Consider the following 25,505-nt stretch of genomic DNA (forward strand, 5'->3'; position numbering starts at 1 on the left):
GACCACGGAACACGACAGAAAACAGGGGATCGACCATGCTCGGAATGCGCGGAAAGAGCGTTGCTCAGGCTGTCGGTACGGCACTGCTGGCGCCCGCGCTGGTGCTGGCCATGACGTCCGCGGCGCACGCGGACTCGGACACGCACTGGGTGCACAAGAGGAGCGACCACTGCCTGTACCCGGTGTACGACAACCACGGCCACCCGACCGACGTCACGCTCAGGACCGGCTGTTCGGACCGCGACACCGACTGGCACGACGTGAACAACGGCGACGGGACGTGGCTGGAGCGCAGCAAGTACGAACCCGGCTACTGCCTGGTCGCCTACACCGACCACGACGCCTACATGGAGCCCTGCAACGGCAACGACTACCAGCGCTGGGAGGAGATCAACACCGGGCACGGCTGGAACCTGAAGAACAAGGCCACCCACGAGTGCCTCGACAGCAACGGTGACCGGGTCTACATGCTGGCCTGCAACGGCGGCGACTACCAGCTCTGGTTGTGAGCCCCGCCCGGCCGAGGTGAGACACCCTCTGCCGCGGTGACCTCCGCCAGTCCGCCGGGACCGCGGGCCGGCCGTCGCTTTTGACGGCCGGCCCGCGCGGCATCCGTGGTGAAGTCCCTCCACCCCGTACGAGGTCAGGCGGCGATGGCCGGACCTCCGCGCCGGGCCAGCGCGTCGGACGTCCTCGCCGTGATCCAGAGGGACGCCGCGAGAGTGAGGACCAGGGCGGTTCCCGTCGCGATGATGCCGCTGTCCGTGACGGGCGGCGGGCTGCCCGCCTCCGAGCGGGCCGAGCCGGTGAGGAACGGGATCACCGCCAACACGGCCACTCCCAGGGCGACTTCGGCCCACACGACCTTGGGGAAGTGCCGCAGCGTCAGGTGCAGGAGCGAGCTCGTGGCGTCGGCGCGGCGGGCCCGGGCGATGCGGGGCATGAGCCAGAACTGGTTGACGCCGCCGGCCGTGACCATGCCGAGGACGAGCACCACCTTGATGAGCAGGAAGAGCCCGTAACTCGTGCTCCACAGCTGTCCGATGGCGCCCACGTGCTTCCAGGTCATCCACAGGCCGGAGGTGAGTACGGCGCCGACGCAGATCAGCGCGACGAGGCTGAAGCGGCGCCAGAGGTCCGCCCACAGCACCCCCGCGTTCTCGCTCAGGCGGCCGCGGCTGGTGGCGAGTGCGGCGAGCACGGCCAGGCCGCCGATCCACACCGTGCCGCTCACGATGTGGACCTGGTCGCAGACGAGGTCGACCACCTTCTCCGCGTTCTTCGGCGCGGTGGCCGGTATCGCGGCGACGAGGGACACCGCGAGTGCCAGGGGCAGGGCGGTGAGGGCCACGGTGTTGAGGTGTCTTCGCACCCGGGGGAGGAACAGGGAGATCAGTGCGGCCGACGCCAGGAGCAGGACGGTGTTCTGCGCGAGGTAGACCGTGCCCTGGGCCACCCAGGTGCCCTTGGCGGCGGGTGCGCGAAGGAAGTCCCGGATGTTCCCCGGCGCGAGCGCCTCGCCGAACGGCATGCCCTGCCCGGCCCGGGCCACGCGCCCGGCGAGCTGGAAGTAGCCGGACACCAGCAGGACGACCCCGGCCCACGCCAGATACGCAGCCGTCCGACGACGCAGTACGTCGACGTCACCCCGCTCGTTCCCCGGTGCGCGCAGCGCCGGGCGCACGGTCGCCGCGTACGTCACCGTCGCGCCGATCGCCCCGGACAGGCCTGCGAAATAGCCCGATTTCGTGAGGATCCGCCAGAGCGGGGGCGTGGTGTAGCCGGCCGAGGCGGCCAGATGAACGAGACTCATGAGAGGTAAGGCTAACCTAAGTATCGCTACCTGGGGAACGTTGGTGCCGGGTTCCGTGACAGGTGACTGGGGCGCCCTCGCTCTCGCGCGGGCTGACGCGTGAGCTGCACCACGCGGCGATGATGCCGACCAAGGCCCCGTCGGCCCGCCGGTGTTGACGCACCGGCTATTACCGGCCAGATCCCGCATCCACGGACATACGACCCGGTGGACGGGCTGATAGCTTTCCGCGAGTTGATCTTGCTGCCGCTCCTCGCGGCGGCAGTACTCACCTTGAGCAAGGAACGCGAATTGGCTCGTCATCCGCGCAAGCGTCCGTCCGTCTCCGTCGTCGCCACCCGCGCCGCCGTCCCCGCCCTGCTGGCCGCCTTGTTGCCCGCGGTCCCCGCCGCCGCGGACACGGGGCCCGGGGGCGCCGCCCCGCACCTGGACGCCGTCGAGCAGGCGCTTCGACAGGTCTCGCCGGGGCTCGAAGGGCGGGTCTGGGAACGCACCGAGGGCAACTCCCTCGACGCGTCGACGCCGGGCGGCGGCGACTGGCTGTTGCAGACCCCCGGCTGCTGGGGCGACGACACGTGCGCCGACCGGCCCGGCACCCGGAGGCTGCTCGCCAAAATCACCGAGAACATCGCGAGCGCGACGGGCACCGTCGACATATCGACCCTGGCCCCGTTTCCCAACGGGGCGTTCCAGGACGCCGTCGTGGCCGGACTCAAGACGTCGGCCGCGGCCGGGCACAAGCTGAACGTACGCGTCCTGGTGGGTGCGGCTCCGGTCTACCACCTGAACGTCGTGCCGTCGAAGTACCGCGACGCGCTCGTCGACCGGCTCGGCGCGGCCGCGAAGGACATCAACCTGAACGTCGCGTCGATGACGACGTCGAAGACCGCGTTCTCCTGGAACCACTCCAAGCTCCTCGTGGTCGACGGCCGGTCGGTGGTCACCGGAGGCATCAACAGCTGGAAGGACGACTACCTGGAGACCGCCCACCCGGTCTCCGACGTCGACCTGGCGCTGAGCGGCCCCGCCGCCGCATCCGCGAGCAAGTACCTGGACGAGCTGTGGTCCCGGACCTGCCGCAACAAGAGCAACATCGCCAGCGTGTGGTTCGCCTCGTCCAACGGTGCCGGATGCATGCCGTCGCTGCCCCGGGTCCCGGCCCCCGCGACGTCCCCGGGCGGGGTGCCGGTGATCGCCGTCGGCGGGCTCGGCGTGGGCATCCAGCGCGACGATCCGGCCTCTGCGTTCCGTCCCGCGCTGCCCACCGCGCCCGACACCAAGTGCGTCGTCGGCCTGCACGACAACACCAACGCCGACCGCGACTACGACACGGTCAACCCGGAGGAGAGCGCTCTGCGTGCCCTCATCTCCAGCGCGAGGCAGCACGTCGAGATCTCGCAGCAGGACCTGAACGCCACCTGTCCTCCGCTGCCCCGCTACGACATCCGCACCTACGACGCCCTCGCGGCGAAGCTGGCCGCCGGGGTCAAGGTCCGCATCGTGGTGAGCGACCCCGCCAACCGCGGCGCCGTGGGCAGCGGCGGCTACTCGCAGATCAAGTCGCTCTCCGAGATCAGCGACACCCTGCGCGAGCGGCTCGCGCTGCTCACCGGTGACCGGGGCACGGCACGGACGGCGATGTGCTCCAACCTCCAACTGGCCACCTTCCGCGGTTCGGCCAACCCGAAGTGGGCCGACGGCCACCCCTACGCGCAGCACCACAAGCTGATCTCGGTCGACGACTCCGCGTTCTACATCGGGTCCAAGAACCTCTACCCGTCCTGGCTCCAGGACTTCGGCTACGTGGTGGAGAGCCCCGCGGCGGCCAAGCAGCTGGGGTCCCAACTCCTGGCCCCGCAGTGGCAGTTCTCGCAGGCGTCCGCGACCGTCGACTACGAGCGAGGCATCTGCCAGGGCTGACCGCGGGCCCGGCCCCGCGACCTCCCGGATGGCGCGAGGAGGGAGCGGGCCGGGGCCGCGGACCCCGTTCCCGCCCGCGAATGCCATAGTCGGAGGTCAAGTTGAGCGCTCCGGACGGCGAGGTGGCAGCGAACGTGTTCACGACCCGACCCACCCTTCAAGGCACCTTCGGCATGGTGTCCTCCACGCACTGGCTCGCCTCGCAGTCGGCGATGGCCGTCCTTGAGGACGGTGGCAACGCCTTCGACGCCGCCGTCGCCGCGGGCTTCGTCCTGCATGTCGTCGAGCCGCACCTCAACGGACCGGCGGGCGAGGTGCCGATCCTCCTCGCTCCGGCGGGCGGCGAGGTGCGGGTGCTGTGCGGGCAGGGCGTGGCCCCGGCCGGCGCCACGATCGGGCACTACCGGGGACTCGGCCTGGACCTCGTCCCCGGCACCGGCCCGCTCGCGGCGGCGGTGCCGGGCGCGTTCGACGCGTGGATGGTCCTCCTGCGCGATCACGGCACCAAGTCCCTTGAGGACGTGCTGAGTTACGCGATCGCGTACGCGGAGGACGGTCATGTCCCGGTGGAGCGCGTGGGGGAGACGGTGGAGACCGTACGCGCGCTCTTCGAGACGGAGTGGCGCACGTCGGCCGAGGTGTACCTGCCGGACGGGCATCCGCCGCGGCCGGGCGAACTGCTGCGCAACCCGGCGCTCGCCGCGACCTGGCGGCGCCTGATCGCCGAGGCCTCGGCCGCCGGAGGCCGGGTCGCCCGGATCGAAAGAGCACGGGAGGTGTGGCGCTCGGGCTTCATCGCGCAGGCCCTCGTCCGCCAGTCCCGACGACCCACGACGGACACGAGCGGAGTGCGCCACACGGGCACCCTGACCGCCACCGACCTCGCCTCCTGGTCGGCGACCTACGAGGCGCCGGTGACGTACGACTGGCGGGAGTGGACCGTGTGCAAGGCGGGCCCCTGGAGCCAAGGCCCCTCCTTGCTCCAGCAACTCGCCCTGCTGCCAAGCGACTTGCCGCCCTACGCCTCGGCCGACTACGTCCATCTGCTGGTCGAGGGCTGCAAGCTGGCCATGGCCGACCGCGAGGCCTGGTACGGCGACGCCGCCCGGACACCGATGGACGAGCTGCTGTCGGACCCGTACAACGCGGAGCGCCGCGAGCTGATCGGCGACGGGGCCTCGTACGAGCTCCGCCCCGGCAGCCCGGGCGGTCGCGCGCCCCGGATGAGCCGGCACGCGTACACGGTGATCACGGACGCGCCGGGGCCGGGCGCGCTCGGGGCAGGCGAACCCACGACCGCCAGGAGCCCGCATCGGCGGTCGGGCTCCGCCCCGGACGGTACGACCAAGCGAACACGGGCGCCCGGCGAACCGGACATCGCCGCGAACGGCGGAACCCGGGGCGACACCTGCCACCTCGACATCGTGGACCGCTGGGGCAACATGATCGCCGCCACACCCAGTGGAGGCTGGCTCCAGTCCAACCCGGTCGTGCCCGAACTGGGCTTTCCCCTCGGCACGCGGCTTCAGATGGCCTGGCTGGACGAGGGCCTGCCCGACTCCCTCACACCGGGCCGCCGCCCCCGCACGACGCTCAGCCCCTCACTGGCCCTGCGCGACGGCGTCCCCACGCTGGCCTTCGGCACGCCCGGGGGCGATCAGCAGGACCAGTGGCAACTGCACTTCTTCCTCGCGGTGGCACTGCGCGCGCCGGTCCGCGGCACCCTCGACCTCCAAGGCGCCATCGACGCCCCGAACTGGCACAACGACGGCTTCCCCAGCTCCTTCTACCCACGCGGCATGCGCCCGGGTCGCGTGACCGTCGAATCCCGGATGGACGCGGACACCCTCGCCGAACTGCGCCGACGCGGCCACGACGTCGTGGTGGGCGACCCCTGGTCGGAAGGCAGACTGTGCGCGGTAGCCCGCGACCCCCGCACCGGAGTGCTGTCGGCCGCGGCGAACCCGCGGGGGATGCAGGGGTATGCGGTGGGGCGGTGAGCGGATGCGGCAGCGGGGCTTCGGACTCCCCGCCCGGCGACCTCACGCGAAGCGGGCCACGAACCGGCGTTGCCAGGGTGTTTCCACCGCGCGGTGCGCAGAGTGGTTGCGTACCTGGGTGACCGCGTCCGCGCGGGGCACGCCGTCCAGGACGGCGGCCCTCCGCCTGCGCGGCCGCCCTCCGGCCCTTCGGGGACCGTAGAGCCTCGTGCCGGGCCGATGCCGACACGCCCTGCCGCGCCCGCCCGACCAGGCGGGACGCACGGACTTGCCCGGCTCGCAACTCGGGGGCCGCCATGCGGGGGCGGCGTGACGGGCCTAGCGTGGAGGCGAGTGATGTCCTCGTCCGGACGTCTGTCTCCGGACGCCCCTCGTCCGGCAGGAGGCCTGCCCATGAGGTGTTCACGGATCCAATGGCGCAGGGCGTGCGTGGGAGTCGCGGCGGCCACGCTGCTGACCGTCCCGGCGGTCACCGCAAGCGCGTACGGTGCCACACCCTCTCCGTCCCCCTCCCCGTCCGCCTCGGCATCGAGCGAGAGCGAGTTCGCCAACCTCAGCCCGGCCGTCGCCGCGCGTCTGGACACCGCCATCCGGCAGGTGATGAGGGAGGCGAACGTCCCCGGCGTCGCGGTGAGCCTCTCGGCGCCCGGCAAGGGGAGCTACGTCAAGAGCTTCGGCGTCGCCGACAAGTCCAGCGGCGCACCCATGCAGCCGGACATGTACATGCGGATCGGCAGCGTGACCAAGACGTTCACCGTGACCGCCCTGCTCCAGCTGTTCGACCAGGGCAAGGTGGGCCTGGACGACCCGATCGGCAAGTACATCTCCGGCGTCCCCAACGGGGACAAGATCACGTTGCGTCAACTCGCCGAGATGCGCAGCGGGTTGTTCAGCTACACCGCCGACGACGGCTTCGTGAAGGCGCTGCTCACTCAACCGACGAAGCCGTTCACACCGCAGCAGTTGCTGGACTACTCCTTCAAGCACCCGGTGGTGTTCCAGCCGGGGAAGGACTACCAGTACTCCAACACCAACCTGATCCTGCTCGGCCTCGTGGTGGAGAAGGCCGGCGGCATGCCGCTGAACGACTACATCACGCAGAAGGTCGTGAAGCCCGCCGGTCTGACGCACACCAGCTTCCCGACCGACGCCGCGTTCCCCGACCCGCACGCACACGGGTACACCAACCAGACCCTGTCCGGAAAGATCGAGGACGCGACGGACTGGGACCCCTCCTGGGGCTGGGCGGCCGGAGCGATGATCTCCACGCTCTCCGACCTGAAGAGCTGGGCCACCACCCTGGCCACCGGCACCCTGCTGTCGCCCAAGGCGCAGGCCGAGCGCCTCAAGACCATCCCGACCGGCATTCCGGGCGCCGGTTACGGCCTGGGCATCGTCAACGTCCAGGGTTGGATCGGGCACAACGGCTCGCTGCCGGGGTACGAGTCCGTGACGATGTACCTCCCCGAGGCCAAGGCCACGATGGCCATCGTCCTCAACACCGACGCGCTGCACGACAAGAGTGAGCCCAGCACCCTCTTCGGCCAGGCGATCACCACCATCGTGTCGCCGAAGCATGTGTACGGCGTGCCCGTCCAGGAGTCCCATTCGTCGTCCTCGCCCTCGCCCTCGTCGTCCTCGTCGTCCTCGCCTTCGTCCGGGTGACGGTGGGAAGACCCGGTATCAGAACCAGTGCAGGCAGTGCGGAGTGCCCTCGGCGCGGAAGAGGGCGTCGGCGAGGGGGGCCGCGCCCGGGTGGTGGGCGCGGACGTGGCCGGCGCGCACGAGCGTGCTGGGCGCGGTGCCACCGAGGTAGACGGAGCCCAGGTCGCTCACGTCCAGGGACAGATCGGGCTCCCGATCCGTCGGGACGCACTCCGCCTTGCCGTCCCGGACGGTCAGCAGATGACGGCCGCGCTCGCCCAGGAACGGATCGTCGACGTCCAGGACGAGCTCGCCGTCCGTGGCCCAGCCGCGCGCGGTCAGCGCGCGCGGAACGTCCAGCAGCCGCACCCAGAGCCAGTCGGTCTCGCTGCCCACCTCGCCGGCGCGGAAGTCCGCCAGCTGCCAGCGCAGCGGGTGGCCGGGCGGCACGTGCTTGAACACGACCTCGGTGATGAGGTCGTGTCCCAGGACGAACCGGGCCAGGGCCGTGAAGACCGCGTCGTCGGTGGTGATGGTCTCGTCGACCGTCAAACCGGACTCACCCAGCGAGTAACTCGCGTAACCGTCGGGGACGCCGTCGGCGTCCCGGTGGAGGGCGATGTAGCGCGGGGCCGGGGCGATCGGGGGGTGCCCGGCGCCCGACGCCCACCAGCGGTGCGGCCGGGACAGCGCACCGGGCTGGGCGCGCCGGTACCGGTCGTACACCTCCTCCAGGATCCCGCCGCACTCGGCACGCCGCAGCACCTCGACCGAGCCGCCCGCAGCCGCGTCGGCCGTCGTACCCGCTCGGGGCACGGCGAAGGCGGTCTTGTGGCGCGGCACCGTCAGACGCTGCGTGTACGTCGCCGGGCCGTAGCCGAACCGGCGGTAGATCACGGCCTCGGAGGCCAGCAGTACGGAGAGGAACTCGCCCCGGGCCCGCAGTTCGCCGAGCTGATGCCGCATCATCGCGCTGAGCACGCCCTGGCGCCGGTGCGAGGGCAGGACGCCGACGGCGGTCACCCCGGCGACCGGAGCCAGGCCCCCGCCGGGCAGGGTGAGTTCGAAGGAGTACGCGCCGGCGGTGCCGACGGGCCGCCCGTCCGCCGTCACGGCGAGCAGGTTGCGGTCCATTTCGAGGGCCGACCACCAGACTCCGGTGCCATCCTTCGGGGGTTCCGGGAAGCGTCCGAAGGCGGCGAAAAGGGTGTCGATGAAGACGTCGAGGTCCTCGTCGGTCGTGGTACGGATCTCCATCGCTGGCGCTGCCTCCCGGGATATCGGCACCACGAGTCGCGGCGCCCCGCCACAGTGCAGCCCCGACCGGTGACCAGGTCAAGTGAATTAGGGCAGGCCGCTCGGCCGGTCCTCGGTGCGGCTCCCCGGGCGCGTCAACTCCCGCCGCCGGGAGCAGCGTTCGGGCTCGGCGGCGGATCGCGGCGCCACCGCTGGCTCCCGGAGCGAGGTGACACGGTCAGAGCGCCAGCATCCGCCACGCCAGTGTGCGGAGCTCGTCGTCCGGGTGGGCCTCCTCCGAGGGGAGTCCGGCTCCGAGCAGCCGCAGAGGGGAGAAGGCGAACGAGCGGAGGGCGGGCCGGAGCGACTCGGGGGTCTCGCCGATGTCGGCGAGAGCCTTGAGGGCGGCGAGCCCGACGGGGGTCGAGTCCACCAGCTCCGTGAGGACGGGGACGGCGCGCTCCGGCGATCCGGTGATCCAGTGGTGCGCCTCGGCGGCCGTCATCCGGGTCCACTCGTAACCGGCCTCCAGCAGGGGCTCGATGAGCGGGAGGAGGGGAGCTCCGGCCGCGCCGAGCGGCCGGAGTCTGCCCACGTGCCAGTGGACCGGGCCCTTGGCGGAGAGCAGGTGCGTGAAGACGCGAAGCGCCGGGTCGGCGTCGTCGGTGAGTTGGTAGTGGGCCACGGCGGCCGCCGCGCTCAACGAGGAGTCGGTCGCGCGCAGGGCCTTGTCCAGCAGGGAGACGGTCTCTTCTGTGCGGACGCCGTTGAGGCCGAGCTGCCGGGCGGCCACGATGGCCGCGCGGTGGGTCCGCAGACAGTCGAGCAGTTGGGGCTCCGCCAGGCGGGCGGCGGTGCCGAGCGGCTCCAATGCGCTGACCAGGGCGATGCCCGCGTTGTCGGTGGCGCCCGCGGCCAGTTCGCGGCGTATTACGGGTATCAGCCGGTCGGCGGCCTCCGGGAAGCGGGAAGCAGCCGCTCTGAGGGCCTGCGCGCCGGGGCGGCGCAGCACCAGTTCCAGGGCGCGCGGATCACGCGAGCGGACGAGAGCGAGGAGGGCGGGCTCGGCGGTCTCCGCCTCCTCGGTGCGGGCGTAGCGGTACAGCGCGTCGCGGAGGTCGCCGCCGGGTTCGGGCAGACGCCTGATGCCGGTGCCGATGGTGCGGATGACGTGGGCGCGGGCGCGTGCGTCCCGCTGGTGGGGGAGGGCGGCGAGCAGCAGGTCCAGGGCCTGGGGCTCCCGGTCGCGCCAGGTCTCCGTGATCTCCCGGGCCAGCCAGGAGCCGCGCGCCCCGACGTCCCCGGCCTCGATCCGGCGGGCGGCCACGGTGAGACCGGCGTCGGGGTCGCGGGTGAGCAGATCGGTGAGGTGCTGGTCCTGGCTGGTGGTGCCGGACCAGGGGAAGGCGTCGTCCTCGGGTTCGGGTTCGGCGCCGTCCGCGGCGAGGACGTCCACCAGCCCGGCCGGGTAGGGCGGTCCGCTCCGCTCGGCGGCGAGCAGGGCGGCGGCCAGCCTGACCTCGGACAGCGGGCTGTCGAGCGGGAGTGGCTCCCGGCCCAGCCGGGCGAGTACGACCATCGCGTCCGCCCGCACCGCCGGGACGGGGTCGTTGGCGTACAGGGCGTCGAGCCGGCCCTCGACTGCGGCCCGGAGTTCGGCGGGCAGCAACCCGGCCACGGCGCCGACCACGCGGATCGCCGCCCGGCGCACCCCGCGCTCGCCGTCGTCGAGGCACGGGAGCAGATCCGGCAGCACCCGGCAGAGCTCCCGGCAGATCGCGGCCACCGAACTGCCGCCCCAATGCGGCCGGTTGACGTGCTCGGGGTCGTGGTCGGCGAGCACGGCGAGCAGCATGAGGAGTTCCTCGCGGCGGCCCGGTACGTGCCGGGCGGCGTGGGCGAGGAAGGGGACGGCGGGGGCGGAGGCCGCGTAGACCGTGCCCTGGTGGTGGATGTTTCCGTACAGCTCGTAGATCGCCTCGTCGGCCGCTTCCTCGTCCTCCTCGTACAGCGCCCTGATCAGCTCGGGCACGTCATCGGCGCCGCCGTAGGCGTGGGTGAGGCTGTGCCACGGGACGTGGTCCAGCTCGGCCGGTGATCTCATGGGCGCCGCTCCTCGGGCTGGTCAGGTGCGGTGACCCTATCCGCCCGGTCCGACAACGGCGCTGCGGGGTGCACGCGTCAGCACCCGCGACGACCGGCGGCGCCGACTGCCGCTTGCGGTGGGCGAGTACGGCCGAAGTGCGGGGGGCGAGGGATGCTGATGAACGTGCCCCGCGTGCCAGCGAGTTGGGGGCGCGGGCCACTACCCGGGGAAGGGAATGCCCCAGTCCTCCTCCTCCAGCGTCAGCCCGTTGGCCACGTAGCTGATGGTTCGGTACCAGCCCGTGAGTACGAGGATTTCGAGGATCTGGGCGTCGTCGTAGTGGGTGTGCAGGGCGTCCCAGGCGGGCTGGGAGAGGTGGGCCGTCGCGTGCAGTTCGTCCACCGCGCCGAGCAGCGCCGCATGGTGGGGCGGCCACGCGGCATCGGTGGCGGACGCGGGGTCGGTGGTCGCCCGGAGTTGTCGCGGGGTGAGCCCGGCCCGCCCGGCCAGGTGAGCGGCGTGCACGCCCCATTCGTAGGCGCAGCCCGCGAGGGCGGTGGTTCGGGCGATGACGAGCTCGCGGTCGGCGGCGGGGAGGAGCCCGTGGCCCAGCAGTCCGGAGCCGAGGACGAACATCCGGGAGGCCAATTCCGGATTGCGGTGCAGGACCCGGAACAGCGTGAGCGGCTCGTGCGGCACCCCGGGAGGCATCCACCGGCGGAGCGCTTGGTCGACTTCGGCGGAGTAGGGCGGGTGGAGCGGTGCGATGCGCGGCATGCCGTACCTCCTGCTTCGATTTTCGCATCACTATGCTGCTTCGAAAGACGAAGCGCAAGGAGGACGCATGGAGCGCGGGGAATCGAGCACGCCCCGGCCGGGCGTGCCGGTAAGGGGGTCCGAGTCGGGCCGCCCGGTCATGGCCGCACTCGATCTGCTCGGGCGGCGCTGGACGATGCGGGTGCTGTGGGAGCTGAGCCAGGCCCCGGCGGGTTTCCGGGAGTTGCAGCGCCGCTGCGAGCGCATGTCCTCCAGCGTGCTCAGCACCCGGATCACCGAGCTGACCGGCGCCGGACTGCTCACCCTCGACGGCGCCGACTACCGCCTGACCCCGCTCGGCCGCGACCTCGTCGAGGCGCTGAGCCCCCTGGGTGCCTGGAGCCGACGCTGGGCGAGGGAGATGGAGGCAGGAGGCTCGCCGGGGGACTAGGGGGCCCCGGAGATCGGGGGTTGGTCGTGCGACGGCCGAAGTCCCAGGAGCCCCACGGCCATATGACGGTCGAACCGTGCGGGACCCCATCGGCCGTCCGCCGTCCGCCGTCTGCCGAAGTCCCCGGACCTCCACGCCCGTACGACGGTCGAGCTGTGCGGGACCCCACCGGTCGTCCGCCGTCCGCCGTCGGCCGAAGTCCCAGGATCTCTACGCCCGTACGACGGCCGAACCGCGCGGGACCCCACGGGCCGTTCTCCGACCAGACTGTCCCGGTCGGTCACGGGCCGCACGGCCGAGCCCCGCCGGTCCGTCCCTGTGGGGGGCGGGTCGGCGGGGCTCGGTGAGGGGCGGGCCGGTGCGGGCGATCAGTCTGTGCCGGACTCCATCGCCGCGCGGTCCAGGAGTTCGTCGGCGTGGGAGACCTCGCCGCGGGAGGCGATGACCTCGGCGCCGCCCTCCGGCATGGCGCCGATGAGGCCGGTCGCCGCCGCCTGCGCCGCGCCGATCAGCTCGGGGTGCGCCGTGCCGACGATGCCGAGACCCGCGTACTGCTCCAGGCGGGCGCGCGAGTCGGCGATGTCGAGGTTGCGCATGGTGAGCTGGCCGATCCGGTCCACCGGGCCGAACGCCGAGTCCTCGGTACGCTCCATCGACAGCTTGTCCGGGTGGTAACTGAAGGCCGGGCCCGTGGTGTTGAGGATCGAGTAGTCCTCGCCGCGCCGCAGCCGCAGGGTCACCTCGCCGGTGACGGCCGAGCCGACCCAGCGCTGGAGCGACTCGCGGACCATGAGCGCCTGCGGGTCCAGCCAGCGGCCCTCGTACATCAGCCGGCCGAGGCGGCGGCCCTCGTTGTAGTACTGCGCGAGGGTGTCCTCGTTGTGGATCGCGTTCACGAGACGCTCGTACGCCGCGTGGAGCAGTGCCATGCCGGGGGCCTCGTAGATGCCCCGGCTCTTCGCCTCGATGATCCGGTTCTCGATCTGGTCGGACATGCCCATGCCGTGGCGGCCACCGATGGCGTTCGCCTCCATGACGAGGTCGACCGGCGAGGCGAACTCCTTGCCGTTGATCGTCACCGGGCGGCCCTGGGCGAAGCCGATCGTCACGTCCTCGGTGCCGATCTCGACCGACGGGTCCCAGAACCGCACGCCCATGATCGGCTCGACGGTCTCGACACCCGTGTCCAGGTGCTCAAGCGTCTTGGCCTCGTGGGTGGCGCCCCAGATGTTGGCGTCGGTGGAGTACGCCTTCTCCGTGCTGTCCCGGTAGGGCAGCTCGTGGGCGAGCAGCCACTCCGACATCTCCTTGCGGCCGCCGAGCTCGGTCACGAAGTCCGCGTCCAGCCAGGGCTTGTAGATCCGCAGATGGGGGTTGGCGAGCAGGCCGTACCGGTAGAACCGCTCGATGTCGTTGCCCTTGAAGGTCGAGCCGTCGCCCCAGATCTGGACGTTGTCCTCCAGCATCGCGCGGACCAGCAGGGTGCCGGTGACGGCGCGGCCCAGCGGCGTGGTGTTGAAGTAGGCGCGGCCGCCGGAGCGGATGTGGAACGCGCCGCAGGCGAGCGCGGCCAGGCCCTCCTCGACCAGCGCCGCCCGGCAGTCGACCAGGCGCGCGATCTCGGCACCGTAGGACTTCGCACGGCCGGGCACCGACGCGATGTCGGGCTCGTCGTACTGGCCGATGTCGGCGGTGTAGGTGCACGGGACGGCGCCCTTGTCGCGCATCCACGCGACCGCGACGGAGGTGTCGAGTCCGCCGGAGAAGGCGATGCCGACGCGCTCGCCGGCGGGCAGGGAGGTGAGAACCTTGGACATAGGAAGAGTATTCATGATTCCGAATGTTTATGCAAGCGGCTGGGTCGGTTTCCTTGAAATCCGGCGCTCCCTGTCGACCCGGCTTCGGTCACGATCCGGTCTCGCTACCCCTTCAGGGGGTTGTCCGGGCGCCGTGGAATCGATTCCAATGCGTGCGTGTAATCGTTTCCACGGCGGGCTCCGGCCCGGCGGGAGTCGACGGTCGAGGTTCCACGAGGAGGTGGTCCGGCGATGGCGGGCATCAAGGACGTCGCGGCCGAGGCGGGGGTGTCCGTCGCCACGGTGTCGCGGGTGCTCAACAGTCATCCGTCCGTCAGTCCGGCGGCGCGCGCCCGGGTGCTCGCGGCGGTCGAGACGCTCGGCTACCGGCCCAACGCGGTGGCCCGCTCGCTGCGCACCGACCAGACGCGCACGCTCGGCCTGGTCATCAGCGACGTCCTCAACCCGTACTTCACCGAACTCGCGCGGTCCGTGGAAGAGGCGGCCCGGGCGCTCGGCTACAGCGTGATCATCGGGAACGCGGACGAACGGCCCGAGCTCCAGGACCACCACGTCCGCACCCTCCTGGACCGGCGGATCGACGGGCTGCTCGTCTCGCCCACCGACGGTGGCTCCCCGCTCATGCTGGAGGCCGCGCACGGCGGCACCCCGATGGTCTTCGTCGACCGGTGGATCCCCGGCATCGACGTACCCGTGGTGCGCGCGGACGGCCGCGCCGCCATCCGCGACCTCGTCGCCCATCTGCACCGGCTCGGCCGCCGCAGGCTCGCCATCATCGCGGGCCCGGCCGCCACCACCACCGGCAGCGAGCGCGTGGAGGCGTTCCGCTCGGCGCTCGGCGAGCACGGCATCTCGCTCCCCGACGACTACGTCGGTCAGGGTGACTTCCAGGCGGCCAGCGGGCGCCGGGCCACCGAGCGGTTCCTCGCCCTGCCCGAGCCGCCGGACGCCGTCTTCGCCGCCGACAACCTCATGACGCTCGGCGCCCTCGACGCCCTGCGCGCCCGGGGGCTGCGCATCGGCGAGGACATCGCGCTCGCCGCCTTCGACGACATCCCGTGGTTCGTCCACACCGACCCGCCCGTCACCGCGATCGCCCAGCCCACCGGCGAGCTCGGCCGGGCCGCCGTCCGTGCGCTCGCCGACCTCATCGAGGGCCGGACCCCGCACTCGGTCACCCTCCCCGCCTCCCTCGTCGTGCGCCGGTCCTGCGGCGAGGGCGCCCCGGACCCGAGGAGGGCGAAGTGAGCCATCAGGAGAGCCAACTGCCGGACGGGGCAGGCGAGTTGTTGCGCCTCGAAGGCATCCGCAAGTCCTTCCCGGGGGTCGTCGCCCTCGACGGAGTGGACTTCGACCTGCGCCGCGGGGAGGTGCACGTCCTGCTCGGCGAGAACGGCGCGGGCAAGAGCACCCTCATCAAGACGCTGTCCGGGGCCCACCGGCCCGACGCCGGACGCATCCTCGCCGAAGGGCGCGAGGTGAACATCCGCGGCGCCGAGGACGCCGAGCGCCTCGGGATCGCCACGATCCACCAGGAGTTCAACCTGGTGCCCGAGCTGAGCGTGGCCGAGAACATCTTCCTCGGCCGCCAGCCCCGGCGCCTCGGCATGATCGACCGCCGGACCATGGAGGCGGCCGCCGCGAAGCTCCTCGACCGGGTCGGCGTGGACGTCGCGCCCCGTACCCGCGTGCGTGAACTGGGCATCGCCCGGCGCCAGATGGTCGAGATAGCCAAGGCGCTCAGCCTGGACGCGCGCGTACTGATCATGGACGAGCCGACTGCCGTGCTCACCTCCGAGGAGGTGGACAAGCTCTTCCGCATCGTGCGCACCCTGCGCGACGACGGGGTGGGCATCGTCTTCATCACCCACCACCTCGACGAGATCGCCGCGCTCGGGGACCGCGTCACCGTGCTGCGCGACGGCCGCAGCGTCGACCAGGTGCCCGCGTCGACGCCCGAGGACGAACTCGTACGGCTGATGGTGGGCCGCGGCATCGCGCAGCAGTACCCGCGCGAACGGCCCGAGCCGGGAGGGCCGTTGCTGCGGGTGGACGGCCTCACCCGGCGCGGTGTCTTCCACGACGTGAGCTTCGAGGTGCGGGCCGGGGAGGTCGTCGGGCTCGCCGGACTCGTCGGCGCGGGACGCACCGAGGTGGCCCGCGCGGTGTTCGGCGCCGACCCCTACGACGCGGGCACCGTCGAGGTACGGGGCGAACGGCTCGCCCCGGGCGATGTGAACGCCGCGATGGGCGCCGGGGTCGGGCTCGTGCCCGAGGACCGCAAGGGCCAGGGCCTGGTGCTCGACGCATCCGTGCAGGAGAACCTCGGCCTGGTCACGCTGCGCTCGGCCAGCCGCGCCGGACTCGTCGACCTCAAGGGGCAGCGCACGGCCGCCGCCCGCGTCGCCGGGCAGCTCGGGGTGCGCATGGCCGGACTCGACCAGCGGGTGCGCACCCTGTCCGGCGGCAACCAGCAGAAGGTCGTCATCGGCAAGTGGCTGCTCGCGGACACCCGGGTGCTGATCCTCGACGAGCCCACGCGCGGCATCGACGTGGGCGCCAAGGTCGAGATCTACCAGCTCATCAACGAGCTGACGGCCTCCGGCCACGCCGTCCTGATGATCTCCAGCGATCTGCCCGAAGTGCTCGGCATGAGCGACCGCGTGCTGGTGATGGCCCAGGGCCGCATCGCCGGTGAACTCCCCGCGCACGCGGCCACGCAGGACGCCGTCATGGCGCTGGCCGTGGCCGCACCGGACGAACAGGTGAATCAGGTGAATCACGAAGATGTGGAGGGCTCCCGTGGCCGCTGACACGCTCGACCACCGCGCCGGCGCGGGCGGGGCCGCCCTCGCGCGGCGCCTGCTGCTCGACAACGGCGCGCTCAGCGCCCTGGTGGTGCTCGTCGCGGCGCTGGCGCTGCTCTCCGGTGACTTCCTCACCGCACAGAACCTGCTGAACGTCGGCGTGCAGGCCGCGGTGACCGCGATCCTCGCGTTCGGCGTCACCTTCGTCATCGTCTCGGCGGGCATCGACCTGTCGGTGGGCTCGGTGGCCGCGCTCTCCTCGACCGTCCTCGCCTGGTCGGCGACGTCCGAGGGGGTGCCCGTCTGGCTCGCCGTCGTGCTGGCCGTCGCCACCGGCGTCGCCTGCGGGCTCGTCAACGGGGTACTGGTCTCGTACGGCAGACTCCCGCCGTTCATCGCGACGTTGGCGATGCTGTCGGTCGGCCGCGGTCTCTCCCTGGTGATCTCCCAGGGCAGCCCCATCGCCTTCCCCGACCCGGTGTCCGCGCTCGGTGACACGCTCGGCGGCTGGCTGCCGGTGCCGGTCCTGGTGATGATCGGGGCCGGGCTCCTCACGGCGTTCGTCCTGTCCCGCACCTACATCGGCCGCTCGATGTACGCGATCGGCGGCAACGAGGAGGCGGCCCGGCTCTCGGGGCTGCGGGTCAAGCGGCAGAAGCTCGTCGTCTACGCGCTGTCCGGCCTGTTCGCGGCCGTCGCGGGCATCGTCCTCGCCTCCCGCCTGGCCTCCGCGCAGCCCCAGGCGGCGCAGGGGTACGAGCTCGACGCGATCGCCGCGGTCGTCATCGGCGGGGCGAGCCTGTCGGGCGGGGTCGGCAAGGCGTCGGGCACCCTGATCGGCGCGCTGATCCTTGCGGTGCTGCGCAACGGGCTCAACCTCCTGTCCGTGTCGGCGTTCTGGCAGCAGGTCGTCATCGGCGTCGTCATCGCGCTCGCGGTCCTCCTCGACACCCTGCGCCGCCGGGCGGGGGCCGCGCCCGGGGCCCTGTCCGGCCCGGCGGGACCGGGGCGCAAGGGGCCCGGCGCGGTGAGACTCGCCGTCGCCGCGGTGTGCCTGGCGGCGGTCGTGGGCGCCGGATACCTGCTGAACCCTGGCTCCTCCGGTGGCACGAGCATCAAGCTGGGGATGTCGCTGTCCACCCTCAACAACCCCTTCTTCGTGCAGATGAAGCAGGGCGCGCAGGCCGAGGCCAAGGCCGAGGGCGTCGACCTCACCGTCACCGACGCGCAGAACGACGCGTCCCAACAGGCCAACCAGCTGGCGAACTTCACCAGCTCCGGCATGAAGTCGATCATCGTGAACCCGGTGGACTCGGACGCGGCGGGCCCCGCCGTGCGCGGCGCCGACGCGGCGGACATCCCGGTGGTCGCGGCCGACCGCGGGGTCAACAAGGCGCGGACCGCCACGCTGGTCGCCTCCGACAACGTGGCCGGCGGCCGCCTCGCCGCCCGGACGCTGGCCGAGAGGCTCGGCGGCAAGGGGAAGATCGTCGTCCTCCAGGGCACCGCGGGCACCTCCGCCGGCCGGGAACGCGGCGCGGGCTTCGCGGACGGCCTCAAGGACTACCCCGGCATCGAGGTCGCGGCCCGCCAGCCCGCCGACTTCGACCGCACCAAGGGCCTGGACGTCATGACCAACCTCCTCCAGTCCCACCCCGACATCACCGGCGTCTTCGCCGAGAACGACGAGATGGCGCTCGGCGCGGTCAAGGCGCTGGGCGCCAGGGCGGGCACCTCGGTCGCGGTCGTCGGCTTCGACGGAACTCCCGACGCCGTCAAGGCGGTTGGTGCCGGAACGCTGTACGCCTCGGTGGCCCAGCAACCGGCGGAGCTCGGCCGGACGGCGGTGCGCCACGCGGTCGAGGCGGCCCGGGGCAAGAAGCCGGACGGCATGGTGAAGGTGCCCGTGAAGGTGGTCACGAAGAAGAACGCGGCGGACTTCTCCTGAACGGACAACGACACCTGATGACCCATCACTTTTCAACGAAGGGCGCTCCCATGCACACCTACGGCCTGCTGGTCGTGGGCTCGGCCAACGCCGATGTGGTCATCGGCGTCGACCGCAGGCCCGCCCCCGGCGAGACGGTGCTCGGCACGGACCTCGCCGTCCACCCCGGCGGCAAGGGCGCGAACCAGGCGGTCGCCGCGGCGCGGCTCGGCGCCCGGACGGTCCTGCTCGCCAAGGTCGGCGACGACGAGCACGGCCGGCTGCTGCTCACCTCGCTGCGCGACGCCGGGGTCGGCACCGTCGGCGTGCTGGTCGACGAGACGCCCACCGGGGTCGCCCTGATCACCGTGGACCCCTCGGGCGACAACAGCATCGTCGTGTCCCCGGGCGCCAACGCCCGCCTGACGCCCGACGACATCCGCGCGGCCCGGAGCCTGTTCGCCCTTGCCCCGGTCGTCTCCGTACAGCTGGAGATCCCGCTGGAGACGGTGGCGGAAGTGGCGCGGTGCCTGGCACCCGGTGCCCGCCTCGTCCTGAACCCCTCGCCGCCCGCCCCGCTGCCCGCCGAAGTCCTCGCGGCCTGCGACCCGTTGATCGTCAACGAGCACGAGGCGCGGTTCATGCTGGGCGGCCCCGCGGGGGAGCGCCCCGAGGACTGGGCGCGCGCCCTGCTGGCGCTCGGCCCCCGCTCCGTGGTCGTCACACTCGGCGCGGAAGGAGCCCTCGTGGCCGACGCGGACGGCTGCGCACGGGTGCCGAGCCCCCGGGTGGAAGCGGTCGACACGACGGGCGCGGGCGACGCCTTCACCGCGGCCCTGGCCTGGCGCCTGGGCCTGGGCGAACCCCTGACCCAGGCCGCCGCATTCGCGACGAGGGTCGGCGCGTTCGCCGTCACGAGAAAGGGCGCGCAGGAGTCGTACCCGAACGCGGACGAGCTGTTCGCCGAGGGGGTGTAAGGGAGGAGATGCGGGGCCCGGACACGAGGTGCGGCGGTCGCCAACGTGGCGGCGCCGGGGTCGGCTCAGGTCCAGAAGACGTCGGTGACGATGATCTGGGGCTCGGCGTGGCGGCGGAGGAAAGTGAAGATCAGCCAGCCTCGTCCCCCGGCGAGATCGGCGATGTGCGGGCCTGCGGGGCTGGTCGAAGCGAGCGGACGTACCGCGATCCAGTGGGGCAGGGACGTGTCGGCGTCGATGCCCCGGAAGTAGGGGTCGTCGACGGTGATCAACTCGGCTCGGGCGGCAATGATCAGTTGCCGTCCTTCCGCCGGCATGTGGGAGAAGGCCTCTCCGGCCTCCTTCGTCCAGTCCATCTGCCAGGGTGGCCCGGGCAGCGGGTCGGTCACTGGCCCGGCTCCGTGGCCGCGGCTTCGTGCCGCAGGCGGCTGTACTCCGCGAGCAGCCGCGCGCTCTCCTGAGGTTCCTCGGACTTCGCGGCGCGCGCCTCGAGGTCGCGCAGGTGCTCTTCCAGTGTCGGGTCCCGCGCGATGGCGTACTGCGTCCACCACAGACGCATGAACGCGGGGACGGGCGTCACGTTGAAGGCGTCGGCGATGTCGCGGCGCCAGTGCGCCTCGAAGTCCGGCAGAAGGTGCGGTGCGTGCTCCTGGATGGCGAGTCTGAGGGCCTGAGGAGTGCGCTCGGGCATGGGGGGCAGGCGGCGGGGGCCACTCTCGAAGGGGAGGGGCTCGGCAGTCATGGCGCGCTTCTCCTAGAGGCTGCGGCGTGGTCGGTTCAGGCGGCGTGGGACCGGTCTTCGCCCTCCACCAGCAGGGCGTTCACCTGCTCGAACCAGTCGGCGGGGACGAGGTAGGCGAGTGTCTTGCCCTTACGCGTGATCGCGGCGGCCTCTCCGGCGATGCGGGTGCGGTCCAGGATCTCGCCCATGCCCTTGCGGAGGTCGATGGTGGTGTAGGTCTTCGTTTCCATGGCACGCAATCTATAACAACTATCATAGTTGTCGCGCGCGCATCGGGAGGCCCGGGGCAACCTGTGGCACCACGGCGCACGCGGGCAGACCCGACGGCGATCCGCTCCGCCGCCCCGTCCGGGACGCGCTCGCGCCGCCCGCGCCCGGTCGTCCGAGTTGGGACAGCGTGCTCCGCGACTTACCGCAATGTGTTGCCTTGGTGCCGCCCCGGGCGAGGGGGCGGGGCGGGGTGCGGACACATTGGGCGCTGCAACCGGCATTCCCGTCGCTGGAGGGGAGTAGGTGCAGCGGTGGTCCATCTCGCTGGTCAAGTACGGTCCGTGGAGCCCGGGTTGGTCGATGTGCGAGACCGGGCCACGTGGACGGAGCTCTTCTACGACCTGGTGCTCGCCTTCGGGGTGAGCCAGATCGCGCACGTTCTGGCGCAGCGGCCCGACTGGGCGACGCTGGGCAGTTGTCTGCTGGTCCTCGTGCCGCTCTGGTGGGCCTGGGTCGACGTGGTGATGGCGATGAACGCCGTCCACGAGACCACCATGCAGCGGGTGTTCCTGCTGCTCGCCGGGCTCGCCACGTACGGCATGAGCGTGGCCGCGCCGCACGCTCTGGAGACCCGCGCCGAGGCGCTGCTCTACGCCGGGTGCTACCTCGCGCTGCGGCTGCTCATCGGGGAGGCCATCCGGCGCGAGTGCGCCGTCTACACCATCCACCCCTACCGCGCGGGCCTCGCCTTCGCCCTCGTGCTGTTCGCGACCGCGGTGCTGCCGCCGGGGCTGCGCAGTGCCGGCTGGGCCGTCGCCGTGGTCGCGGAGATCCTCGCCCCCCTGGTCCTCAGCGGGCATCTGCGGCAGCTGGCGTTCGGGGTCAACCATCTGCCCGAGAGGTTCGGGCTGTTCATCATCATCGCGCTCGGCGAGAACGTGGTGTCCGTGGGCGCCTGGGTCGCCGGGCGGCGGCTCGGGGCGCTCGAACTGCTCGCCGTCTCCCTCGCCTTCCTCACCGGCTGCGCCCTGTGGTGGCTCTACTTCCACCTGGTGGCCTCCGCCATCGCGCACGCCCTGCGCACCCACCCCACGCCGTCCGTCGTCGTACGGGACGTGCTCAGCTACGGCCATCTGGTCCTGGTGCTCGGCCTGTTGCTCGTCTCGGTCGGCGCCGACCGGATCGTCGTCGAACCCGCCCATGTGCCGCACCGGTACGCCGCGGCGCTGCTGCCCGCCGGCGCGGCCCTGTTCACCCTCACCTTCTGCTACACCCGGCGGCGGATGTTCGGCGCCGCCTCCCTGACCCGGTTCGCCGGGGGCCTCGCCCTGCTCGCGCTCGGCGGCGCCGCCCCCTGGCTCCCGGGCCTCGTCACGCTCGGCTCCGCGGCCGCGCTGCTGGTCGCCGTGAACGGGCTCGAACACTGGCTGATCAGCTCCGGACGACAGGTCCCGCTGATCTTCCGGCGAGCCCAACAGGGCTCGTCGCAGCACCAGTTGACGTAGTACGGCGAGGGACCTCGCAGAGTGCTCGGCCCGGTGCCCGCCGGGCGCGAAACCGGGGGCCTTCGGCCTCTAGCGTTCCTGCGTACTCAAGTTTTCCGGCATGGAAAAGGAGGTGGCGTGATGCCGTCCCGCAGTTCGACACCGGCCCTGCTCGCGTTGTCGCTGGGCTATTTCAGTCTGGGGACGATCTCACTTGCAGTGGTCGGCCTCAACGGTCCCATCGGAGACGACCTGCACGTCGCGCCGGCTCGCGTGGGCTTCCTGGTCACCGTCTTCGCGCTCACGTTCGCACTGTTCGCCCCGGCCGCCCCGATCCTGCTGCGCCGCTGGAACCGCAAGCGGGTGCTCCTGCTCGGCATCGGCCTGCTCACCGTGGGCGCGGCCCTGGGCGCCCTCGCCCCGAACTACGGCTTCCTCGCCGTGACCCGGGTCATCGGCGCGATGGGCGCGGCCGTCTTCGGACCCGGCGCCTCCGCGGCGGGCTCGCTGATCGTCCCCCCGGAGCGCAGGCAGCGCGCTCTGGCCACCGTGTTCGCCGGGATGACGGCGGCCGCGGTGCTCGGCGTGCCGCTCGCCTCGTTCCTCGGCGGCAGCCTCGGCTGGCGGCCGGCGATGCTCGGAGTGGCCGCGCTGTCGGCACTCGGGTGTCTGCTCGTCGCGGTGTACGTGCCGGAGATCCCCTCCGGTGAGCCGCCCACGATCAAGGCCTACCGCGACACCCTGCGCACCCCCGCCGCGCTCTCGACCGTCTCGACGACGCTGCTGTTCATGGCGGCCCAGTTCACGGTCTACGGCATCGCGGGCGCCTATCTCAAGGACCGCTTCGGCGCCTCGTCCGGGCTGATCTCGGTCACCCTGCTCGCGTTCGGCGTCATCGGTGTCCTCGGCAACGCCTCGTCGCCCAGGATCGCCGAGAAGCTCGGCGGCTCGCGCACCATCACCATCGCGGTCGCCGGTCTCGCCGCCGGGTTCGTCCTGCTCCTGGTGGCACCGCACTCCGAGCCCGGCCTCGTGCTCTTCGCGATCTGGGCGTTCTTCAGCCAGATGTACCAGGCTCCCCAGCAGGCCCGCCTCGTGGACCTGCTGCCCACCCAGCCCGGACTCATCCTGGCGATGAACGCCGCCGCCCTCTACCTCGGCATGAGCCTGGGCAGCTTCATCGGCAGCGCCCTGCTGCCCGGCATGGGCGCGGGCCCCATCCCGGCCGTCGCCCTCGTCATCCTCGCCGTCGCCGCACTCGCGCACGCCTCGTCGGCACGCAAGGTCACCGTCGCCGAGCCGCCCGCGCAGCCGGTCCCCAGCTCGTAACGGGCCCCCGAACCACACCCCGCAACAGGCAGAAACAACAAGGAGACACCGTGTCCAACCACCACGTGCAGCTCGTGCGCGACTACATCGAGAACATCTGGAACGAGGGGCAGACCGACCGGGCCGACGAGTACCTGGCCGACCGGCTGATCCAGCACAACCCGAACCTGCCCGACGGCCGCAAGCCGCTCGTGGAGTTCATCGAGGGCTTCCGCAAGCAGCTCCCCGAGGCCCGGTTCGAGATCCGCCGCATCGCCGGCGACGACGGCCTGGTCTTCACCCACTCGCACTTCCGGCCGCAGCCGGGCCACCGCGGCATGGTCGTCGTGGACGTGTTCCGCATCGACGACGGCCGCATCGTGGAGCACTGGGACGTCCGCGAGGACGTGCCGGAGACCACGGTCAGTGGCCACGACGTCTACTGAGCCACACTCCGCTCCCCCCGCTGCCGCTCCCCGAGGCCCCTGCTTCGGGGAGCGGCAGCTCCCTTTTCACCCCGTCCCTCGACGGCACGTCAGCTGACGAGCACCCGCTGAAAGCACGTATACGAAGGAGACAACCATGGCTGGAGTGACCCGCCGGGGATTCCTCGGCACCGCTTCCGGAGTCGGTGGCGCCGCCGTGCTCGGCCTCACCGCGGCCGGACCCGCCCGCGCCGCCACGAGCACCACCAGCACGGCGGACACGACGATCGCCGCCCTGAGCGTCACGCCCGGCGACCCCCGCTATCTGGACCTCATATCCCGCGGTTACAACGCCAGATTCGCCGCCAAGCCCGATTCCGTACGCATCGTCCACTCCACCGACCAGGTGGTGCAGGTCGTGCAGGAGGCGGTGAGCAGCGGCAGGAGAATCACCGTCCGCGGCGGCGGACACTGCCTCGACGGCCTCGTGGACGACCCCGACGTGCGCATCCTCGTCGACATGTCCGAGATGAGCGCCATCACCTACGACGCGGGGCGCCGCGCCTTCGCCGTGGAGGCCGGGGCCCTGCTCGGCCACGTCTACCGCACCCTCTACCTGGAGTGGGGCGTCACCATACCCGGCGGCACCTGCCCCACCGTCGGCGTCGGCGGACATGTCACCGGCGGCGGCTACGGGGCGCTGTGCCGGGAGTACGGCGCGGTCGTGGACCATCTGTACGCGGTCGAGGTGGTGTACGTCGACGCCCTGGGCATAGCCCGCTGTGTGGTCGCCACCCGGGACGCCGGCGACCCCAACCGCGAGCTGTGGTGGGCACACACCGGAGGCGGCGGCGGAACCTTCGGGATCGTGACGCGGTACTGGTTCCGCTCCCCGAACGCCACCGGCACCACGCCCGGGAACCTGCTCCCCAAGCCCCCGGCCACCCTGCTGAAGGCCACGACGAGCTGGAAGTGGGCCGACCTCACCGAGGCCGACTTCGACCGCCTGGTGCGCAACCACAACGACTGGCACCACGCGAACAACACCGTCGGCACCCCGTACGACAGCCTCAACAGCGTGTTCATCCTGAACAACTACGTGCAGGGCGCCCTCGTGCTCAGCGCGCAGATCGACGGCTCGCTCGCCAACTCGGCCGACCTGATGAACAGTTACATCGCCGCCGTCGCCGACGGCGTGGCCGCGCCGCACACCACCGCCACCTCCAGCTGGCCCTGGCTGAAGGCCACGCTCAAGGACCCCTACGACACGGGCGTGTTCAACCGCGGCAAGTTCAAGGGCGCCTATCTGCGCGAGAGCTGGTCCGACGCCCAGCTCGCGGTGCTCTGGCGCAACCTCTCCGACCGGACCTACGACGGCCACGCCGGAATCCTGCTCTACACCTACGGCGGCCAGGTGAACACCGTGGCCCCCGACGCCACCGCGATGCCCCAGCGCGACTCCATGCTGAAGGCCAACTTCACCACGTACTGGAGCGACCCCAGTCAGGACGCCCGGCACATCGCCTGGATGCGCAACCTGTACCGGGACATGTACGCCGACACGGGCGGCGTCCCGCTGCCCGACGGGCCCGCCGACGGCAGTTACATCAACTACCCCGACGTCGACCTCGCCGACCCCGCGTGGAACACCTCGGGCGTGCCCTGGCAGGCGCTGTACTGGAAGGGCAACTACCCCCGCCTGCAACGGGCCAAGCAGACGTGGGACCCGCGGAACGTCTTCCACCACCCCCTGTCGGTCACCGTCTGAGCACCCCGCGCACGCGAAGTGCCCCGCCCCCGGACCGCGGTCCGCCGGGAAGGGAGATCTCCTTTGGGGCGAAGACAACGAAGGGGGGGAAGACCACACCCACCCAAAGAGCACCCCCGCCCCCCCCCCACCCG

21 protein-coding genes are annotated in these 25,505 nt (G+C 71.9%); 13 read left to right on the top strand and 8 right to left on the bottom strand.

Annotation, left to right across the window (positions count from 1 at the left end; genetic code table 11):
- The first annotated feature begins 44 nt into the window (after positions 1-44).
- Positions 45-509, top strand: a complete 465-nt coding sequence (locus AC07F3_RS02095) for an RICIN domain-containing protein (protein ID WP_479109541.1) — start codon at positions 45-47, stop codon at positions 507-509.
- Positions 510-643: 134 nt separating this feature from the next.
- Here the strand turns inward: AC07F3_RS02095 and AC07F3_RS02100 are convergent, their stop codons facing one another.
- On the bottom strand, positions 644-1,813 hold the full coding sequence (locus AC07F3_RS02100) for a copper resistance D family protein (protein ID WP_479109542.1): 1,170 nt from the start codon (positions 1,811-1,813) through the stop codon (positions 644-646).
- 291 nt (positions 1,814-2,104) lie between these two features.
- Between AC07F3_RS02100 and AC07F3_RS02105 the strand changes: the two genes are divergently transcribed.
- The 3 genes from AC07F3_RS02105 to AC07F3_RS02115 all read left to right on the top strand — a co-directional run bounded on the left by AC07F3_RS02105 (position 2,105) and on the right by AC07F3_RS02115 (position 7,398).
- Positions 2,105-3,733, top strand: a complete 1,629-nt coding sequence (locus tag AC07F3_RS02105; RefSeq protein WP_479109544.1) for a phospholipase D-like domain-containing protein — start codon at positions 2,105-2,107, stop codon at positions 3,731-3,733.
- Between the two features lie 134 nt (positions 3,734-3,867).
- A complete protein-coding gene (locus tag AC07F3_RS02110) occupies positions 3,868-5,733 on the top strand; it encodes a gamma-glutamyltransferase family protein (RefSeq protein WP_479109546.1) in 1,866 nt (621 codons plus the stop codon).
- 393 nt (positions 5,734-6,126) lie between these two features.
- Positions 6,127-7,398: a serine hydrolase domain-containing protein gene (locus AC07F3_RS02115; RefSeq protein ID WP_479109548.1), complete on the top strand. Its 1,272-nt coding sequence runs from the start codon at positions 6,127-6,129 to the stop codon at positions 7,396-7,398.
- An 18-nt stretch (positions 7,399-7,416) separates the two neighbouring features.
- Here the strand turns inward: AC07F3_RS02115 and AC07F3_RS02120 are convergent, their stop codons facing one another.
- The 3 genes from AC07F3_RS02120 to AC07F3_RS02130 all read right to left on the bottom strand — a co-directional run bounded on the left by AC07F3_RS02120 (position 7,417) and on the right by AC07F3_RS02130 (position 11,476).
- The gene (locus tag AC07F3_RS02120; RefSeq protein WP_479109550.1) at positions 7,417-8,634 is read right to left on the bottom strand and encodes a GNAT family N-acetyltransferase; all 1,218 of its coding nucleotides are present in this window, start codon (positions 8,632-8,634) and stop codon (positions 7,417-7,419) included.
- A gap of 217 nt (positions 8,635-8,851) precedes the next feature.
- Entirely contained in the window at positions 8,852-10,717 is a 1,866-nt protein-coding gene (locus AC07F3_RS02125; protein WP_479109552.1) for a hypothetical protein, read from the bottom strand.
- Between the two features lie 201 nt (positions 10,718-10,918).
- Positions 10,919-11,476, bottom strand: a complete 558-nt coding sequence (locus AC07F3_RS02130) for a carboxymuconolactone decarboxylase family protein (RefSeq protein WP_479109554.1) — start codon at positions 11,474-11,476, stop codon at positions 10,919-10,921.
- Between the two features lie 139 nt (positions 11,477-11,615).
- Between AC07F3_RS02130 and AC07F3_RS02135 the strand changes: the two genes are divergently transcribed.
- A complete protein-coding gene (locus AC07F3_RS02135; RefSeq protein WP_479110577.1) occupies positions 11,616-11,906 on the top strand; it encodes a winged helix-turn-helix transcriptional regulator in 291 nt (96 codons plus the stop codon).
- Positions 11,907-12,274: 368 nt separating this feature from the next.
- Here the strand turns inward: AC07F3_RS02135 and argG are convergent, their stop codons facing one another.
- The gene (argG, locus tag AC07F3_RS02140) at positions 12,275-13,723 is read right to left on the bottom strand and encodes an argininosuccinate synthase (RefSeq protein ID WP_479109556.1); all 1,449 of its coding nucleotides are present in this window, start codon (positions 13,721-13,723) and stop codon (positions 12,275-12,277) included.
- Between the two features lie 231 nt (positions 13,724-13,954).
- Between argG and AC07F3_RS02145 the strand changes: the two genes are divergently transcribed.
- The 4 genes from AC07F3_RS02145 to AC07F3_RS02160 are packed head-to-tail and all read left to right on the top strand — an operon-like array spanning position 13,955 to position 19,434.
- Positions 13,955-14,971 carry a LacI family DNA-binding transcriptional regulator gene (locus AC07F3_RS02145; protein ID WP_479109557.1) on the top strand — a complete coding sequence of 339 codons (1,017 nt, stop codon included), beginning with the start codon at positions 13,955-13,957 and terminating at the stop codon, positions 14,969-14,971.
- Positions 14,968-16,536 (top strand): sugar ABC transporter ATP-binding protein, encoded by a 1,569-nt coding sequence (locus AC07F3_RS02150; protein ID WP_479109559.1) that lies wholly within the window; start codon positions 14,968-14,970, stop codon positions 16,534-16,536. Before AC07F3_RS02145 ends, AC07F3_RS02150 begins: the two co-directional genes overlap by 4 nt.
- Positions 16,511-18,478: an ABC transporter permease/substrate-binding protein gene (locus tag AC07F3_RS02155; protein ID WP_479109561.1), complete on the top strand. Its 1,968-nt coding sequence runs from the start codon at positions 16,511-16,513 to the stop codon at positions 18,476-18,478. The genes AC07F3_RS02150 and AC07F3_RS02155 overlap by 26 nt, the downstream gene beginning before the upstream one ends.
- A 50-nt stretch (positions 18,479-18,528) precedes the next feature.
- On the top strand, positions 18,529-19,434 hold the full coding sequence (locus AC07F3_RS02160; protein ID WP_479109563.1) for a ribokinase: 906 nt from the start codon (positions 18,529-18,531) through the stop codon (positions 19,432-19,434).
- Between the two features lie 65 nt (positions 19,435-19,499).
- Here AC07F3_RS02160 and AC07F3_RS02165 read toward each other — a convergent pair whose 3' ends face one another.
- Genes AC07F3_RS02165 through AC07F3_RS02175 form a run of 3 tightly spaced genes read right to left on the bottom strand, consistent with a single transcriptional unit; the run spans position 19,500 to position 20,406 of the window.
- The gene (locus tag AC07F3_RS02165) at positions 19,500-19,823 is read right to left on the bottom strand and encodes a hypothetical protein (protein ID WP_479109564.1); all 324 of its coding nucleotides are present in this window, start codon (positions 19,821-19,823) and stop codon (positions 19,500-19,502) included.
- Positions 19,820-20,176: a hypothetical protein gene (locus tag AC07F3_RS02170; protein WP_479109566.1), complete on the bottom strand. Its 357-nt coding sequence runs from the start codon at positions 20,174-20,176 to the stop codon at positions 19,820-19,822. Before AC07F3_RS02170 ends, AC07F3_RS02165 begins: the two co-directional genes overlap by 4 nt.
- Before the next feature lie 35 nt (positions 20,177-20,211).
- Positions 20,212-20,406 carry a type II toxin-antitoxin system Phd/YefM family antitoxin gene (locus AC07F3_RS02175; protein WP_479109568.1) on the bottom strand — a complete coding sequence of 65 codons (195 nt, stop codon included), beginning with the start codon at positions 20,404-20,406 and terminating at the stop codon, positions 20,212-20,214.
- A gap of 342 nt (positions 20,407-20,748) precedes the next feature.
- On the opposite strand from AC07F3_RS02175, the gene AC07F3_RS02180 reads away from it, so the two are divergent.
- The 4 genes from AC07F3_RS02180 to AC07F3_RS02195 all read left to right on the top strand — a co-directional run bounded on the left by AC07F3_RS02180 (position 20,749) and on the right by AC07F3_RS02195 (position 25,371).
- Complete coding sequence (locus AC07F3_RS02180; RefSeq protein WP_479110579.1) at positions 20,749-21,891, top strand: low temperature requirement protein A; 1,143 nt, start codon at positions 20,749-20,751, stop codon at positions 21,889-21,891.
- Between the two features lie 120 nt (positions 21,892-22,011).
- Complete coding sequence (locus AC07F3_RS02185; protein ID WP_479109570.1) at positions 22,012-23,199, top strand: MFS transporter; 1,188 nt, start codon at positions 22,012-22,014, stop codon at positions 23,197-23,199.
- Positions 23,200-23,249: 50 nt separating this feature from the next.
- Entirely contained in the window at positions 23,250-23,624 is a 375-nt protein-coding gene (locus AC07F3_RS02190) for a nuclear transport factor 2 family protein (protein ID WP_114036384.1), read from the top strand.
- Positions 23,625-23,760: 136 nt separating this feature from the next.
- A complete protein-coding gene (locus AC07F3_RS02195; protein WP_479109572.1) occupies positions 23,761-25,371 on the top strand; it encodes an FAD-binding oxidoreductase in 1,611 nt (536 codons plus the stop codon).
- Positions 25,372-25,505: the final 134 nt, after the last annotated feature.

This window comes from Streptomyces sp. NPDC045846 (assembly GCF_056431605.1).

Bases quoted from the DNA above. Each gene is read 5' to 3' on its own strand.
- AC07F3_RS02160 (WP_479109563.1), top strand. From the start codon at position 18,529: ATGCACACCTACGGCCTGCTGGTCGTGGGCTCGGCCAACGCCGATGTG.
- AC07F3_RS02100 (WP_479109542.1), bottom strand. From the start codon at position 1,813: ATGAGTCTCGTTCATCTGGCCGCCTCGGCCGGCTACACCACGCCCCCG.
- AC07F3_RS02095 (WP_479109541.1), top strand. From the start codon at position 45: ATGCGCGGAAAGAGCGTTGCTCAGGCTGTCGGTACGGCACTGCTGGCG.
- AC07F3_RS02195 (WP_479109572.1), top strand. From the start codon at position 23,761: ATGGCTGGAGTGACCCGCCGGGGATTCCTCGGCACCGCTTCCGGAGTC.
- AC07F3_RS02130 (WP_479109554.1), bottom strand. From the start codon at position 11,476: ATGCCGCGCATCGCACCGCTCCACCCGCCCTACTCCGCCGAAGTCGAC.
- AC07F3_RS02115 (WP_479109548.1), top strand. From the start codon at position 6,127: ATGAGGTGTTCACGGATCCAATGGCGCAGGGCGTGCGTGGGAGTCGCG.
- argG (WP_479109556.1), bottom strand. From the start codon at position 13,723: ATGTCCAAGGTTCTCACCTCCCTGCCCGCCGGCGAGCGCGTCGGCATC.
- AC07F3_RS02185 (WP_479109570.1), top strand. From the start codon at position 22,012: ATGCCGTCCCGCAGTTCGACACCGGCCCTGCTCGCGTTGTCGCTGGGC.
- AC07F3_RS02145 (WP_479109557.1), top strand. From the start codon at position 13,955: ATGGCGGGCATCAAGGACGTCGCGGCCGAGGCGGGGGTGTCCGTCGCC.
- AC07F3_RS02135 (WP_479110577.1), top strand. From the start codon at position 11,616: ATGGCCGCACTCGATCTGCTCGGGCGGCGCTGGACGATGCGGGTGCTG.
- AC07F3_RS02125 (WP_479109552.1), bottom strand. From the start codon at position 10,717: ATGAGATCACCGGCCGAGCTGGACCACGTCCCGTGGCACAGCCTCACC.
- AC07F3_RS02120 (WP_479109550.1), bottom strand. From the start codon at position 8,634: ATGGAGATCCGTACCACGACCGACGAGGACCTCGACGTCTTCATCGAC.
- AC07F3_RS02170 (WP_479109566.1), bottom strand. From the start codon at position 20,176: ATGACTGCCGAGCCCCTCCCCTTCGAGAGTGGCCCCCGCCGCCTGCCC.
- AC07F3_RS02175 (WP_479109568.1), bottom strand. From the start codon at position 20,406: ATGGAAACGAAGACCTACACCACCATCGACCTCCGCAAGGGCATGGGC.
- AC07F3_RS02155 (WP_479109561.1), top strand. From the start codon at position 16,511: ATGTGGAGGGCTCCCGTGGCCGCTGACACGCTCGACCACCGCGCCGGC.